Here is a 14,780-nt window from a genome sequence, read left to right on the forward strand (position 1 = left end):
TGTGGGGAGGACGGCTCGAGCCACAGCGCGGTCTCGAACCTCGCTTTGAGCCGAAAGATCACGTCTCAAAGTCGCCATTTACCAAAAGAACCATTTGGTAAATCCCACGGCTGAGCTCAAATTTGATTCACTCACGGCTAACATGGTGTTCTTCAGCAGCTGTTATCAGTTGGGTTAAAAACGCTGAGTGTCCACACCTCTCAGCTATTATCGTAGTAAAATTCCCCAGTCAGAGTACGACCAATTTAGCCGGATTTAGCGCCGTGAATACCTCCCCACATTGAAATGGCTCCTAATTAAAATAACCTCCCCAGGACTAATCCTGAAGAGGCTATTGTTAAGAATATGAAATTTTAGAAGTTTCGCTGTTCGCGAGCCACCGTTTGATTATCAATGCGGTGCCGAATGGCCTTCGCAATTTCAGTCACCACAAGGACCACAAACCCAGCCACAATTGGAATCCACCAACCGTAGTAGAAGTTTACGGAGGTTGTGTGGAACACACTTTGCATCGCCGGCCAGTAAATAATTCCGGCTTGTAGAACCAACAGGATTGCCACAATGACAAAGCTCATCTTATTTCTAAAGAAGTACTTTGACAACACCGGATGGTCATTTTGCAGGTTGAACAGGTAGAAGACCTTCCCGAATATAATCACGTTTAGCGTCATCGTACTGCCAATCACGGCGTTCAGTCCTTGATTGGTCAATAAGTCGTACGCAAACATTCCCAATCCAGAAATCAGTAACGACACGTAAGTCACTTCAAAGATATCTAGCTTAGAAAGAATACCCCGCGTGACGTCTCGTGGTCCTCTTTTCATGATACCACTCTCAGCCGGTTCAAAGATGAACGCGAACTGGATGGTCAAGGCCGACACCATGTTGATCCACAATAACTGCGTTGGGAACAGGGGTAACGGCTGATCCATCAGGATACTGAGTACCACGATCAACCCTTCGGCAAAACTCGTAGGTAACAGGAAACGAATCGTTTTACGAATATTGTCAAAGACGTGACGGCCTTCTCTTACCGCCCGCAAGATTGACGTGAAATCATCATCGGCCAACACCATATCGGCGGAATCCTTGGCAACATCGGTTCCCCGAATTCCCATGGCCACCCCAATGTCGGCTTGCTTCAAGGCTGGAGCATCATTGACCCCATCACCCGTCATCGAAACCACGTGACCACGTTGCTGTTGCGCCTTCACAATTCGTAACTTGTCCGCTGGCGTGGTCCGGGCAAATACCGTGTACTGGTCAATCTTAGCGGCAAGTTCTTCGTCGCTCAATTGCGCCAGTTCAGGGCCCGTAATCGCCCGCGCCTTTTCAGATAAGTTTAACTGTTGGGCGATCGCCGCCGCGGTCTCCGGGTCATCCCCGGTGATCATCTTGACTTTAATTCCGGCATAACGTAACTGCTTAACGGCATCCGCAACACCAGGACGCGGTGGGTCAATGATTCCGGCCATCCCGGCCAAATGGAACGCTTGACCAATCACAACGTCAGCAACATCCGTGACATCAGCGGCGACCGGTTGATAACCCAAAGCCACCACCCGTTTTCCTTGCTGCGTCAGCTGGGACAACCGACTTTGCCAAGCCGCTTGATCAACTGCCTGGCCTTGATCAGCCATCAGCTTCATCAGCGTTTGCGGTGCCCCCTTTACTAGCAGCACCCGTTGTCCTTCAAAGTCGACGAGTCGCGCAGAGTAACGAATCGCAGAATCAAACGGTAGTGAATCAATCTCTTGCGGCGCTGGATCTTGACCGACCAACTTATGGTAAAGCGCGGTCAGCGCCCCATCGGTTGGCTCACCGGTCAAGACCCACTGACCATCCTCCTGGTGGAATTCAGCATCAGAGGTTTGCCCCGCAATTTGAACCAACCATTCTAGATCGCGATCCTGCTGCCAAGGAATCGTTTGACCGTCGTCGTTTTCAATCTGACCAGCCGCATCGTACCCGATACCAGAAACGGTATAGGTATCCGCCGCCGTCAAAACGTCCGTGACCGTCATTTCATTCTTCGTCAGCGTACCGGTCTTATCGGTGTTCACGATATCCACGGCACCCAGTGTTTCCACGGCGGGCAACGTCTTCACGATCACATTTTGCTTAGTCATCGCTTGCGTCCCCATGGCTAAGACCACTGACGTACTAGCCGGCAGCCCTTCTGGCATGGACCCGACCACCATCGTAATGACCGCAATCAGCAAGGTTGGCAAACTGTAGACGTGCGTGATCATCCCAAGGATAAATAACAGCACTGCCACCACTAGAATGGCGATCGACAGTCCCAAACCAAGACTATTCAGGTTCTTCATCAATGGCGTCCGTTGTTGTTTCACTTCCGCCACGTTCTGTTGAATATGCCCAATCTCAGTATCGGTCCCCGTTACGGTAACAATTCCCCGCCCGGAACCATTCGTGACCGCCGTTGAGGCAAAGGCCTGGTTGGCCCGTTCAGCCAACGGTAACTCCGCTTCTGGTAAGGGATCTTCTCCCTTTAAGACGGAATCGGTCTCACCGGTTAACGCCGATTCTTGAATCTTTAAATTATCCGCGTCGATCAACCGCAAGTCCGCCGGCACTGTATCACCAGCCTCTAGTTGCACAATATCCCCCGTCACCAGCTCACGTGCTGGGAGGGTAACCTTTTGGCCATCACGAATGACCACGGCCTCATTAACCAACAATGCTTTGATTCGATCCAAGGCATTATCTGCGGATTTTTCCTGAAAGTAACCGATAAAAGCGTTCGCGATGATCACTAACCCAATAACGATCGAGTCGGAGTAATGGTGCATGAAAAAGGTGAGCAAGGCGGCGCCCGCCAGAATATAGATGATACTGTTGTTGAATTGCTTCAAAAAGCGAATCAGGTTCGACTGTTTCTTAGCCGTCAGTTCATTGGGGCCATTAGTCCGTAGGCGTTGTTGCGCCTCCCCGGTACTTAGCCCTTCATCTCTATCCGTGGCGTAATCGACAAGTAAGGACTCAGTCGTTTGCTGCCAAATTGGTGGCTGCTGACTGGGCCCAGGTTCTGGATTCTCTGTTACTTCAGTTGTTGGTGTGACAGTTGCTTCTGGATCTTGTGCCATATATTAATAGTCATCCTTTCTAGATGTGCAAAATTTTAACGGTCAGGAATTGGCAATGCAATATTCCGGTAGTGCAAGGCGTCCACCTCCAAGTCTAATTTTTGGTTAATTTATTTTACCAAGTTTTCATGAAAATTGCATCTCTTTCAGTCGATTGCAATGTAAATTTAATATATGGCATTGTTCTTTAAAGGTAGCAACCACTCGACATGTTATCTATCAGTTGGGGACGACAGCACAAAACGCACCGCTGAACTTCAAGCCGAAGCAGCGGTGCGTTTCTTTAAGTTAGACGAGCACTTTAAAATTAGTCGGCTGGTGGCCCTCAATGGCCGGGTGGGCTTCCAGATACGCCATAATCAGTTCCGGAAGATCAATGTTGATTTCACGGACAATCTTACTGGCGTTAAACATTGGATACTCCCCGCCACCATTGCCACGGTACTGGTTAACTGCCACTTCCAGCAGCTGATCGGGTTGGACTGGCATCCCATGATAATTGAGCCGCACCACCCGTTGGCCCACCGGCTGTCGCAAATCAAACGTATAGTCCAATCCACTGTATAGGTCATAGTTATACAGCTGCTGCTTGGGTTGCATAAATGCCGGATTGACCGTGACTGTGCCATCGGCCTGGCGATCAAAGAAGCTGGCACAGCGCTCCAAGGCCAAGCGAATGTTCTGTCCAGACAAGCGCTCAACCACTAGGGTATTGGGATAACCGTAGCTATTCAACAATTGTCGCACCGTTGGCTGCTGGCTCAAGCCACGCACCCCATCATTGAAGAGACTTGTGACTGCCACGTCAGTCTGCCCCACCGCCATCTCAACGTCATTGACCAATTGCAGGTAGGGATGGCCCTGAAGCCGGGCGACCATGGGGTCCGTGACGGTCAGGCTCGCTCCGGTCAATTGTCCAATCGGTTGATCGAGCCATTGCTGGACCCGGGCTTCCGTCGTATCAGTCAACGACGCCAACCACTTTGCCGGTTGCGCCGCTGCCGTAGAAAGCAACCGGGCATCTCGATTAATCACCCGTTTGTCCTTATCTAACGTGAGTTCAATCAGCCCCACAGCAACGCCTTTTTCGCCGGGCTGCGTGGTCGGAATTCCCTGATAGACGTCCGCTAATTGCCGATGTTGATGGCCCGTAATCAGCGCATCAATCCCCGGAACAGCTGTTAGTAATTGATAGCCTTCATTTTCCCCCGTCGCACGCTCAGTCGAAACGCCGCTGGCTGGGTCGGCCTCGAAGCCCCCGTGATAGGCCACGACCACCACGTCAGCCTGCTGTCGTAACCGCGGCACCCATTTCTTAGCTGCGGTTACCGCCGAATCAAAGGTTAGGCCGGTCAAATGGTCCGCCGTTTCCCACGTCGGCACATATGCCGTCGTGAGGCCTAAAATTGCAATTCGAATTCCTTGTCGCTCCAGAATGGTGTACGGGGCGTCAATGATACCTTGCGTCTCCCCACCATTAATGTTGGCCCCCAGCAACGGATAATCCCGATCGCTTTCCGCCATCCGCAAGTAGTCTAAGCCATAGTTAAACTCATGGTTGCCCAATACACCGGCATCATAGTGTAAGGTTGTCGTCAACTGCGTCAAGTATTCACTGGGCTCAGCAGGGTGTTTCGCCAAATACGTCGCAAATGGCGATCCCTGAATCCAGTCCCCATTCTCAATCGTCACGACGACTTCATCCGGCAGCGAACTACGCTGAATATCATCAATGATCGTCGCCGCCTTCAAGAGTCCCAAAGGTTGCTGGTCAGCGGTACTTAGATATTTGGTGGGATAAATGTAGCCATGGATATCACTAGTCGACAGGATTTTAATTTTTACCATTAGACTAACCTCTTTCGTAATTGTTCTGACAACGTATCAATAACTAACACCATCAGAACGATACCTAAGAGAATGATACCCACTCGCGGCCAGTTGCGCGTTTGAATGGCAAAGATCATGGGCGTCCCAATTCCGCCGGCACCTACCATCCCCAGAATCGAGGCTGAACGAACCGCAATTTCAAAGCGGTACAGGGTATACGAGATAAACTCCGGTAAAATTGTGGGGAGCGTCGCTAACACGAAGATCTGACCGCTATTCCCACCAGCACTCATAATGGCCTCGTCAGCACCGCGATCCATATTTTCAATTGCTTCACTAAAGAGCTTGCCGAGCATCCCAATCGAGTGGATGCTCACGGCCAGCACCCCCGCATATGACCCAGGGCCTACCGCTTTGATAAACATAATAGCTAACACAATCTCTGGAAATGTCCGAATTAACGTGAGGATAATCTTGCCACTGCCGGAGCGCAGGTGTAGCCATTCACGACCACCCCGTGCGGCCCAGAATGCAAAGGGCACACTGATTAATGCAGAAATAAAGGTCCCCAGAAAGGCGATCGCTAACGTCTGTAAGACTAACGATACCAGGTCTTCGCCACTACCGTTATACACGTACGCCCAATCCGGCTGCACCAAACCGTGCACAATTGATTGCGACACCGACGCAGCGGATTCCTGTAGGCCGGTGAAATGCAGGCCCGTAACCGCCCACGTATAAATCACGGCAACGGCTACCACCCACAGCAGCCAGTGCCACCGCCGCCAAATCACCAGCGGTAGCGATTGCTTAGAAATTGTCGTTTGCATCATTAAAGTAATACCCTCCTTAAATGATTACTAATCCCGTCAATCACCATTACGACGACGAGCGTGGCCAAAATAATCACGGCGGTTTGACTATAATTAAATTCGTTGAGAGATCGTTGTAAGAAGACGCCGATTCCGCCCGCACCCAAGTACCCTAGCACCGTTGAAGCGCGGACGTTAATCTCTAAAGTATAGAGAAAGTAACTGACGAATTGATTCAGGATCTGTGGCAAGACCGCATACCAAATCACGGTTAGTTTACCGGCCCCGACCGACTCCAAGGCTTCCAGCGGCCCCATATCAATGGTCTCAATCACTTCGTAAAACAGCTTAGAGACCATCCCGAATGAGAAGATGGCGAGGGTCACCACCCCAGCAGTCGATCCAATCCCAAAAATGGCGACGAAGATGGCCGCTAACAGTAAGTCAGGTAACGTTCGGACCAGGTCTAACCAAAAACGAATACCGCTCCGCAACCAGCGATTGTGGACGAGGTTTCCCGCTGCCAATAGCGCAAAGGGAAGGGCCAGGGCCGCGCCAATGGTGGTCCCTAAAATTGCCATTTGGATGGTCTCGTAGAGTGGCCGCATAATCACCGGCAAATAGTCCCAAGCCGGTTGCGACAGTCGCGTTAGTAACGCTGTAAATTGATCTAGATTGCTCAAAAACATCCCCACGTCGACGCCGGTCATCCGTGACGACGCCACCAGCAATACGACCAACAAGATTGTCCAACCAATCGGCTTCACATGCCATCGTTGCAGCCAAGGTTGGTGTGGCGCTTGACTTGTCATCCTCATCTCCCCCCCTTAAACTTCCTGATAGACGCGGTTAAGATCGGTCGCCGTCACCGCCGCAATCGGCTCATCATACACCACCTCACCCGCCCGTAAGCCCACAATGCGGTCGGCATATTCACGAGCTAAGGCGACGGAATGCAGGTTCACAATCACCGTAATGCCATCCTCTTGATTCAAGCGTTTCAAAATATCCATGACCGTCTTGGTCGTCAATGGATCGAGAGACGCGATGGGTTCATCCGCCAAAATAATTTTGGGGTTCTGCATGAGTGTCCGCGCAATGGCTACCCGCTGCTGCTGACCACCCGACAATTCATCTGCCCGCGTGTATAATTTCTCCGCTAGACTGACCCGTTGTAACGCTTGAACCGCATTTTGCTTATCCGTGGCACTAAAGAGGCCCAAGAGACTCTTCCAAGTTGGGTAATAGCTCACCCGACCCGATAGGACGTTGCGTTCCACGCTTGACCGATTCACCAAGTTGAAATTTTGGAAAATCATGCCAATCTTTCGGCGTAGGAACCGCAACGACCGGCCCTTATACCGATCAATCGCTTCATCTTCAACTCGAATCTCACCGGACGTAATCTCATGCATGCGGTTGATCGTCCGCAGCAACGTACTTTTTCCTGCCCCGGACAGGCCAACGACCACGAGAAACTGACCGCGCGGAATGTCAAAATTGATATCTTTCAGGCCCACCGTCCCGTTATCGTAGACCTTATTCACATTCTTAAATGAAATAATTGGTGTCTCTTGTACCATGTCGATCCCCCTAGTAAAAAGAGCAGCAAGGGCGTCACGTCCATCGCTCCCCTGCTGCTCAGCTCATTGCATCAAATCATTTATTTATCGAGACCCTTGGCCTTCTTGTCATATTGACGAATAATGTTAAAGTTGCTGTCTTGGGAATCCGTGTATCCTTCATGTGAATAAACACTTGAAATGATCGCATGGCCTTCCTTGGTCTTCGCAATCTGCTTAAACGCCGTGGCAATCTTCTTCTGCCACTTACCCGTCATGTCACCACGAACGGTAATGGTATCGTTAGGGATCTTGCCTGTCGTGTAGATTGGGACGACCTGACTCATGATATCCTTTTGGTCCTTCTTCACCAGGTTACGAGCGCCTTGGAAGACAAACGCGGCGTCGGTGTTCTTGTTGTAAACCGAAAGTACCCCTTGGTCGTGCCCCTTGACCGTGACCGTCTGAATCCCCGATTTATTGATGTTGACCCCGTGATCTAACATCTCCACTGCAGGATAAATCCAGCCGGCAGTCGAGGTCGTATCTTGAACGGCAATCTTCTTACCCTTCAGGTCCTTAATCGACTTGATGCCGCTATCCTTACGTACCAAGATTTGGGACCGATAGAAGTTGACCAGTTTGTCACTCGCCTTGTCTCCCGGTTCAATAACACCAAAGCGTTGGGCTTGGAGTAAGACTTTGTCGTGATACTGCTTGTGCGCCAGAACATAGGCATCAGGTGGCAGGAAGCCCACATCGACTTTCTTCGACCCCATTGCCTCAACAATGGTATTGTAGTCGGTCGACACACTAACCTTGACGGGGATGCCTAATTGCTTCTTCAGCAAGCCCTCCAGCGGTTTAGCCTTTGCCTCAATCGTACCCGCATTAGACGATGGAACAAACTCCACCGTCAACTTCTTGGGGGCATAGCCCTTAGATCCCGATGTAGACGCTGTCGTCTTCCCACAACCAGCTAACGTCGCTGGTAAAACCAATAGTGCTGTGAAAACTAAAAGCCACTTTACCTTTTTGCTCAGGTGCATCTAGCTCACTCCTTAATGATGTCATAATCCCTCTGGATCACTTATCATTCTAGCAAAGACGTGAACTTTTACAATCATTTTCTGAAAAATCAGTCGTATATCAATATTTTTATATCGGTTTTCATCCCTATTTTCAATAAGTAAACCGCAAAACCTGAACGATATATTTATTATTCGTTAAAAGTATCTTGCAAGCGAATCTAATTAATGCGCATACCAATTACTAACCAAACCAAAACCACAAAAAAGCGACCAGTCGTTAGTGACCGGTCGCGCCTTAAGTGCTTAAATTTAATTAACCTTGTGTCCCATTATGTTCGTGATTTTTGGCAGTATCACTCATTGCATTTAATTTCATCATGTCCGCCGCGGCAATGGAGAAATCAAGTTGCGCATTAGCTTCAATGTGGGCCTGACCAGTTGCTTTAGGCAGCGGTAGTACGCCATTTTCAAGAACGAACCGTAGTGCCAATTGGGCGGGTGAAACGTGATATTTATTCGCCATTTCTTTAATATCCGGATTATCCAGCATATCGCCTGTCGCTAACGGCGAGTACGCTTCGACTAACATCCCGTGGTCTTGCGCAAATTTGGTGATCTTCGGTTCCGTGTAGCCCACGTAGTACTGAATTTGATCAACCATCGGTGCGACTTGCGCATGATTCAGAATATTTTGTAAGTCATGGGTATTGAAGTTAGAAACGCCAATGGCTTTGGCCTTACCACTGGCGTAAATCTTTTCCATGGCTCGCCAAACGTCCAGGTTACCCGCATCACAATCCTTACCAATGTCAGACCATGGCCACGGCGCATGAATTAAGTACAAGTCCACGTAGCCCACGTCCAGATTCTTCAGGGTCGTCTCAAACGCGTCGAGTGCCCCTTGGTAGGTTTTAACTTCTGCTGGCAACTTGGTCGTCACAAAAATATCTTCGCGGGGAATCCCGGAATCGCGAATTGCCTTACCCACGCTAGACTCGTTAGCATAGGCTTTCGCCGTATCAATGTGGCGGTAACCCATCTTTAACGCATGAGCGACCGCATTGTAAGCCGTGTCACCACCAGGGATTTGCCAAGTTCCGAAACCAACTTGCGGAATCTGGGTCCCATTTGCTAAACCAAACGTATCCGTTAAAACTGACATATTTGACCCTCCAATTTATTCAGCCATTAGAATAAGTATACGCTTTCTCGCGATAGGCATGGTCAAATTTGCTTTAGCAAACGTTCGGTATTTCAAACAGATGTCGTTAAAATTGCGGTTCCATGAATTTGTAATATTACAAATCAAGAGAATCGCCCAAAACCCTTGATTTCTCTGTTATTATAAAGAAGTCGTAAAACAATTGCTTAACAACCAGACGACAAACTAAAGCTTTTTTGGTAATTATGGTTAAGGTACCCGGAAAATGCCTTAACAATTAATTGTCCAAATTAAATATTAACCTCATTGAATCAGACTAAATCCCAGTTCGATTCAATGAGGTTAATTTTTTTGTGCAATTTTTACTAAATTCTCATCTTTTTCCTATTTACTGCCGCTAATTATTAGTCATCATCTTCGTCATCGTCCGGTTGAACGGTCATCACTTTCCCCGTATAAGCATTAACGGCAACTTCCTGGGTTTGCTGGCCATCGCGGACTTTGACTTCCCACTGAACCTGATCATGCTCCCGTTCTAACGACCACTTCACCGCGGAGCCACCGCCCACCTTTTGCGTGGCCGTCGCGGAAATTTGCTTCAAATCCTTGAGTCGATGCACATCAATTGCCTTGTGTTTACGTGCCACGTCAGCCGTTTCGTCGTGATCCAACCGCTCTTTTTCGTGGTGCAACACCTTACCGGAACGGGCATCCACCACGACTTCATAGTCATACGTGTTGTCTAAGCCCGCGACCTCGTAACGGTACTGACCATTCTCGCGTTCCAACGACAATTCACTGAGTGAGATCTGATCATTAAACTGCTGATGCAACCGGCTGATGGCTGTTTTTACCGATACCTTAATGGTTTTAGGTGACGCGGCGGTTGGGCGCGACGTCTGCTGCTCAGTCTGATTTGACTGGTGAACTTGCTGTTTCGGCTTACTAGCCTGACACCCAGCTAAAATGAACACACTCACAAACAGAATTCCTAGTCTTTTCATTCCTCGATCCTCCATTATCGGTTGTCCAGTTAGTTCCGCTCATTATTTTCACGCTAATAAACTTCAGTCAGCGACCACTTAATTAGGCGCGCAACGCTGGGTCCTGCCCACCCATCATAATGTTATTCATGATAGGGCTTCTTGTCACCCGTCAGTGTATCCGCCAACTGCTGCAAAACCCTTGCCAATTCAGCGCGATCCGTATTGGAATAGCTCGTCAACTTTTCGCGAAATGCTGCCTCCCGTGCGAGCTTAATCTGCATCAATCCACGTTGGCCTTGCGGGGTCAACGTTAGCAGGCGGATGCGTTGATCACGGCGTTCAGCTTCTTGGAGCCATCCCGCTGTGATCAGCTTGTCCACCTGACGACTGATTGACGAATGGTTGCGCCCAATCTGATCAGCCAATTGACCGATGCTAATTTCCGGTTGACGGCCTACCCGGACCACAATCGGCAGAGCGGCTGGTTCCAGCGGGACATCGGCCTGTTGGAGTAAATGCCGGTCCTGTTGCGGCTGATTAAAAAACGTGACAATTTCAAATAGTGCTTCAAAAATTTCATTATCCATACTTGTCAGTATACCAGATTAATGCTAAGATGTGTGCATCATGCACGAATAAATTATTATTAAGGAGTCTTTTCCATGACTAAAAACATTGGGATTATTTTAGGGTCAACTCGGCCTTCACGCATCAGCCCTAGCATCGCCGAATGGCTGCAAAAAAATATGGCGCAACCTGACCTGCAAATCGACTTCATCGACCTAGCCACCATTGATTTGCCTTTCCTAGACGAGAGTGAACAGCCCTCAACTGGCATCTACCATCAAGCGCACACCCAGGTTTGGAGCCAACTCGTTCAAGAATACGATGGCTTTGTGCTCCTCTTCCCCCAATACAACTGGGGCTACCCGGCACCCTTAAAGAATGCCCTCGACTACCTCTACAAGGAATGGGCCCACAAGCCCGTTAGCATGGTCTCTTACGGTGGTCACGGTGGCTTCCAAGCCGCTCAGGGAATGGCACTTGTCATTCGCGGATTAAAGATGCAGTTACTGACCAACAATCTTCAAATCAGCCTCCGCAAAGATGACCTGGATGATCGCGGCCAATTCATCGATCCAGACACAGCGCTGGCACCTTACGCCTTCAACGCGCAACAGCTAGGAGCCGAGTTCAGTCACGTTCTAACAAAATAACGCTTGATAGATAAGGCAATGCAATAATCACATTTGGCCTAAAGCTGGGCAACCTAGTGGTCCCTGCGCCTTACCGGCCGGCAGATATGGGCTGGATCGGTGCGAACACAACTTGAAGCCTCGAAAGGCCCGAGTCTACAAGCTAAGAAAAGTAGCCTAAACCAGTCACCTGCGGCTGGCAAAGGTTCCGCCTGCTGTGGAGACTGCCTGCGGCCTGAGAAGCGGTCCTCCGGCTCGGTTTGAAACCTGACCAAAACCGTCAGTTTCCAAACGCGTCCCACGCTGTAAGCCGAAAATCGGCTAACACCGTCGACACAGCTGGCTCCACCTCTACCCTCCTCCGGTTACGGCCGTCGTTGAATACAACTGGCGGATTATCAATTAAACAATCGTGATTGGCGACCTTCACGTAGCCGTGAGTGAGTCAAATTTGAGCTCAGCCGTGGGATTTACCACGTAGTTCTCTTGGTAAATGGCGCCTTTGAGACGCGGCTTTTTCGGCTCAAAGCGAGGTTCGAGACCGCCCTATGGGGGATTAGTACATCCTCACCACAGCGTTCCAGCTCAAAGCTTGACGAACGGCAAGGCGGCAGTCTGATCTATGTTGCTTTTCACCCTTTAATAAAGCAGTGATTATCTGCACAACAAAAGCCCGACTCATCGGGCTTTTGTTGTACTTGTTCACTTCTGACGGGCATTAGCCCCAAACACTATCCGCGATGCGCTTAACCAGCTGTAACTTCGCCCACTGTTGCTCCTCAGTCAGCTGATTGCCTTCCTCAGTAGAGGCAAACCCACACTGGGTGGACAAGGCTAGATTGGCCAGGGGTACCTGCTTGGCCGCTTCAGCAATCCGCGCCTTGACCACGGACTCGTCTTCTAGCTCTGGGAATTTCGACGTCACTAATCCCAGCACCAATCGTTTGCCAGTATCGCCATTCCAAATTCGTTTCAACGGCGCAAAGCTCCCGGCACGATCACTGTCATATTCCAAGAAGAGGCCATCATAGTGCAGTTCACCTAAGTAATCCGCAACATCGTCGTAACTCCCGGAGAAGAGGTAAGTCGACTTGAAGTTTCCCCGGCAGATGTGCGTGGTAACCGTTAAATCATCAGGTAGCCCTTCCAGCAACTGATTGATCACCCGTACCGCATCGTTAGCCAGTCCCACGTATTTTTGATGTGCGGCCTGATCATCAGCGGTGGCGTTCAGCTTGCTGATCAGGAAGGCCCACGTCGTATCGTCCAATTGTAAGTAGCGGCATCCTAGATCATAAAAATGTTGAATCGTTTCATGGTACGCCGTGGCTAGATCGTCTAAGTAAGCATCCCAGCTGTCATAGAATTGATGCCAGTTATCACTCCGATTGTCCCGGAACAACATCGTCGGTGACGGGATAGTCTGCTTCACCACCACACCGGCGGGCACTAAGCTCTGTAAGTATTGGAAGCTTTCAAAGAAGGGATGGTCTGGGTTAAAGGCCACTTTGCCGATTAAATCAGCGTTATCCGTTCGCGTCTTACTGCCATGGAATTTATAACTTTGCTGATAATCATAGTGCCCGACCCCCGTCAGTCCCCACAGAAAGTCCAAGTGCCACCAGCTACGGTTAAATTCACCATCCGTTACCGCCTTTAAGCCCAGGTCAACTTGCTTCTGCACGACCCGCTTGGTCTCAGTACGTTGAACCGTCTTTAACTCATCAGCCGTAATTTCGCCGGCCGCAAATTTTGCCCGCGCATCCTTCAAGTTTACTGGTCGCAAGAGACTGCCGACAACATCGTAACGATACGGAAAAGCCTTCAAAGTCGTTGTGGTCATGTTAAATTCCTCCTAGATTTTAGTGATCTGTCATCGTAAATTAAAAGCGATCATCCCTCGAACCAATTGCTTAGTTCAAGGGACGATCGCTCGTTTTACCACCCTAGTTCACACAGTCCTCACGGGCCATGCCTCAACGGTACCTGTTGATACCCGGAAAGTTAACGGTTCCTACCGACCGAGCAGCGTCAACCACTCAGTAGCTATTAGGAGCTCATCTTCACAGCTAACCCTCGACCCGTTTTCACTATCCGGGCTCACTGCACAACGGTTAGGCCATTACTCTTCTCCTAGCTTTATGACAAATCGATTAGAAATTAAAGCCAGTGTAATCCTCCCCAGAAAACCTGTCAAGGGGCAACTCTAATCTAATAAGCCATGACTCTTCAAATAATCCCGCGCCACCGTAGCGGCCTTTTCGTGCTTAACGGACACCTGGTAGTTCATCTTCTGCATGTCAGTCGTCGTGACTTTCCCGGCCAACTTGTTCAGCGTCGTCCGGAGTTCCGGATGAGCTTTCAACAGCTTTTCCGTCATCAACGGCGCCCCCTGATACGGTGGGAAGAACTGCTTATCGTCCTTCAACGCGACGAGATGGTATTCCTGCACCTCCGCATCGGTGGTATACCCGTCAACCAGGTTAACTTTGCCGTTCGCAATCGCCTTGTAACGAATCGAGGGTTCCATCGTCTTGACACTGGCAAATTTAAAACCGTATGCCTGCTTCAATCCGGGATATCCATCTTTCAATTGGTGGAAATCCGGATCGAATCCCGCATGGATCTTGTCCTCAACCGCAACTAAGTCCGAAACGGTCTTCAAGTGATACTGCTTGGCAAACTTCTGCGTGACCGCCAAGTCATACCCATTTTGATACTTCATGGGCTTCAAATAAGCCATCTGATGCTGGCTTTTGAGCGCATCTTTAGCCACTTGATACGTCTTAGCCGGGTTATGGCTCGCCGACTTTTCGCCCGTGACCAACGATTCCAAGACCGTCCCGGTAAACTCAGGATAAATATCAATCGAGCCAGACTGTAACGCCTTAAACAGAAACGACGTGGCCCCAAAGTTGGGCTTAGTCGTCACCTTAATATTAGGATGATCGTGTTCAATCAGATCTTTATACATGTTAATCAGCCTGAATTATTCATACCTTTCAAAAAAGTCGTCAGTTTTCATGTTTTTCAAAAACTGACGGCTTTTGATCTTGCTTACTATGTATTGAGACTCTAAATTTTGATGGTATCA

Annotated in this window: 11 protein-coding genes and 1 pseudogene; 1 reads left to right on the forward strand and 11 read right to left on the reverse strand. The window is 49.5% G+C overall.

All coding sequences use genetic code 11. The annotated features are described in order from the left end of the window. Positions 1–353: 353 nt before the first annotated feature. The 9 genes from HF569_RS06085 to HF569_RS06125 all read right to left on the reverse strand — a co-directional run bounded on the left by HF569_RS06085 (position 354) and on the right by HF569_RS06125 (position 11,077). Positions 354–3,107, reverse strand: a complete 2,754-nt coding sequence (locus HF569_RS06085) for an HAD-IC family P-type ATPase (protein ID WP_168901715.1) — start codon at positions 3,105–3,107, stop codon at positions 354–356. 288 nt (positions 3,108–3,395) lie between these two features. Further along, the gene (locus tag HF569_RS06090) at positions 3,396–4,955 is read right to left on the reverse strand and encodes a bifunctional metallophosphatase/5'-nucleotidase (RefSeq protein ID WP_168901716.1); all 1,560 of its coding nucleotides are present in this window, start codon (positions 4,953–4,955) and stop codon (positions 3,396–3,398) included. Next, positions 4,955–5,767, reverse strand: a complete 813-nt coding sequence (phnE, locus tag HF569_RS06095) for a phosphonate ABC transporter, permease protein PhnE (protein WP_168901725.1) — start codon at positions 5,765–5,767, stop codon at positions 4,955–4,957. The genes HF569_RS06090 and phnE (HF569_RS06095) overlap by 1 nt, the downstream gene beginning before the upstream one ends. A 2-nt stretch (positions 5,768–5,769) precedes the next feature. After that, positions 5,770–6,561: a phosphonate ABC transporter, permease protein PhnE gene (gene phnE, locus HF569_RS06100; RefSeq protein WP_168901717.1), complete on the reverse strand. Its 792-nt coding sequence runs from the start codon at positions 6,559–6,561 to the stop codon at positions 5,770–5,772. A 15-nt stretch (positions 6,562–6,576) separates the two neighbouring features. After that, a complete protein-coding gene (phnC, locus tag HF569_RS06105) occupies positions 6,577–7,332 on the reverse strand; it encodes a phosphonate ABC transporter ATP-binding protein (RefSeq protein WP_168901718.1) in 756 nt (251 codons plus the stop codon). 80 nt (positions 7,333–7,412) lie between these two features. Further along, positions 7,413–8,360 carry a phosphate/phosphite/phosphonate ABC transporter substrate-binding protein gene (locus HF569_RS06110; RefSeq protein ID WP_232842579.1) on the reverse strand — a complete coding sequence of 316 codons (948 nt, stop codon included), beginning with the start codon at positions 8,358–8,360 and terminating at the stop codon, positions 7,413–7,415. A gap of 295 nt (positions 8,361–8,655) precedes the next feature. Beyond that, positions 8,656–9,504: an aldo/keto reductase gene (locus HF569_RS06115; protein ID WP_168901719.1), complete on the reverse strand. Its 849-nt coding sequence runs from the start codon at positions 9,502–9,504 to the stop codon at positions 8,656–8,658. Between the two features lie 404 nt (positions 9,505–9,908). After that, the gene (locus HF569_RS06120) at positions 9,909–10,508 is read right to left on the reverse strand and encodes a PepSY domain-containing protein (protein WP_168901720.1); all 600 of its coding nucleotides are present in this window, start codon (positions 10,506–10,508) and stop codon (positions 9,909–9,911) included. A gap of 122 nt (positions 10,509–10,630) precedes the next feature. Beyond that, on the reverse strand, positions 10,631–11,077 hold the full coding sequence (locus HF569_RS06125) for a MarR family winged helix-turn-helix transcriptional regulator (RefSeq protein ID WP_168901721.1): 447 nt from the start codon (positions 11,075–11,077) through the stop codon (positions 10,631–10,633). 75 nt (positions 11,078–11,152) lie between these two features. On the opposite strand from HF569_RS06125, the gene HF569_RS06130 reads away from it, so the two are divergent. Further along, complete coding sequence (locus HF569_RS06130) at positions 11,153–11,707, forward strand: NADPH-dependent FMN reductase (RefSeq protein WP_168849935.1); 555 nt, start codon at positions 11,153–11,155, stop codon at positions 11,705–11,707. 697 nt (positions 11,708–12,404) lie between these two features. On the opposite strand, the gene HF569_RS06135 is transcribed toward HF569_RS06130, so the two are convergent. Beyond that, the gene (locus HF569_RS06135) at positions 12,405–13,529 is read right to left on the reverse strand and encodes a vitamin B12 independent methionine synthase (RefSeq protein WP_168901722.1); all 1,125 of its coding nucleotides are present in this window, start codon (positions 13,527–13,529) and stop codon (positions 12,405–12,407) included. Positions 13,530–13,892: 363 nt separating this feature from the next. Further along, positions 13,893–14,669 (reverse strand): annotated as a pseudogene (locus HF569_RS06140) (glycine betaine ABC transporter substrate-binding protein); the annotation flags it as partial. Positions 14,670–14,780 lie beyond the last annotated feature (111 nt).

It is taken from the genome of Levilactobacillus tujiorum (assembly GCF_012641185.1).
Lineage (GTDB): Bacteria > Bacillota > Bacilli > Lactobacillales > Lactobacillaceae > Levilactobacillus > Levilactobacillus tujiorum.

Excerpts from the sequence above, each read along its gene's own strand:
- HF569_RS06085 (WP_168901715.1), bottom strand. The coding sequence starts at position 3,107 with ATGGCACAAGATCCAGAAGCAACTGTCACACCAACAACTGAAGTAACA.
- HF569_RS06090 (WP_168901716.1), bottom strand. The coding sequence starts at position 4,955 with ATGGTAAAAATTAAAATCCTGTCGACTAGTGATATCCATGGCTACATT.
- phnE (WP_168901725.1), bottom strand. The coding sequence starts at position 5,767 with ATGCAAACGACAATTTCTAAGCAATCGCTACCGCTGGTGATTTGGCGG.
- phnE (WP_168901717.1), bottom strand. The coding sequence starts at position 6,561 with ATGACAAGTCAAGCGCCACACCAACCTTGGCTGCAACGATGGCATGTG.
- phnC (WP_168901718.1), bottom strand. The coding sequence starts at position 7,332 with ATGGTACAAGAGACACCAATTATTTCATTTAAGAATGTGAATAAGGTC.
- HF569_RS06110 (WP_232842579.1), bottom strand. The coding sequence starts at position 8,360 with ATGCACCTGAGCAAAAAGGTAAAGTGGCTTTTAGTTTTCACAGCACTA.
- HF569_RS06115 (WP_168901719.1), bottom strand. The coding sequence starts at position 9,504 with ATGTCAGTTTTAACGGATACGTTTGGTTTAGCAAATGGGACCCAGATT.
- HF569_RS06120 (WP_168901720.1), bottom strand. The coding sequence starts at position 10,508 with ATGAAAAGACTAGGAATTCTGTTTGTGAGTGTGTTCATTTTAGCTGGG.
- HF569_RS06125 (WP_168901721.1), bottom strand. The coding sequence starts at position 11,077 with ATGGATAATGAAATTTTTGAAGCACTATTTGAAATTGTCACGTTTTTT.
- HF569_RS06130 (WP_168849935.1), top strand. The coding sequence starts at position 11,153 with ATGACTAAAAACATTGGGATTATTTTAGGGTCAACTCGGCCTTCACGC.
- HF569_RS06135 (WP_168901722.1), bottom strand. The coding sequence starts at position 13,529 with ATGACCACAACGACTTTGAAGGCTTTTCCGTATCGTTACGATGTTGTC.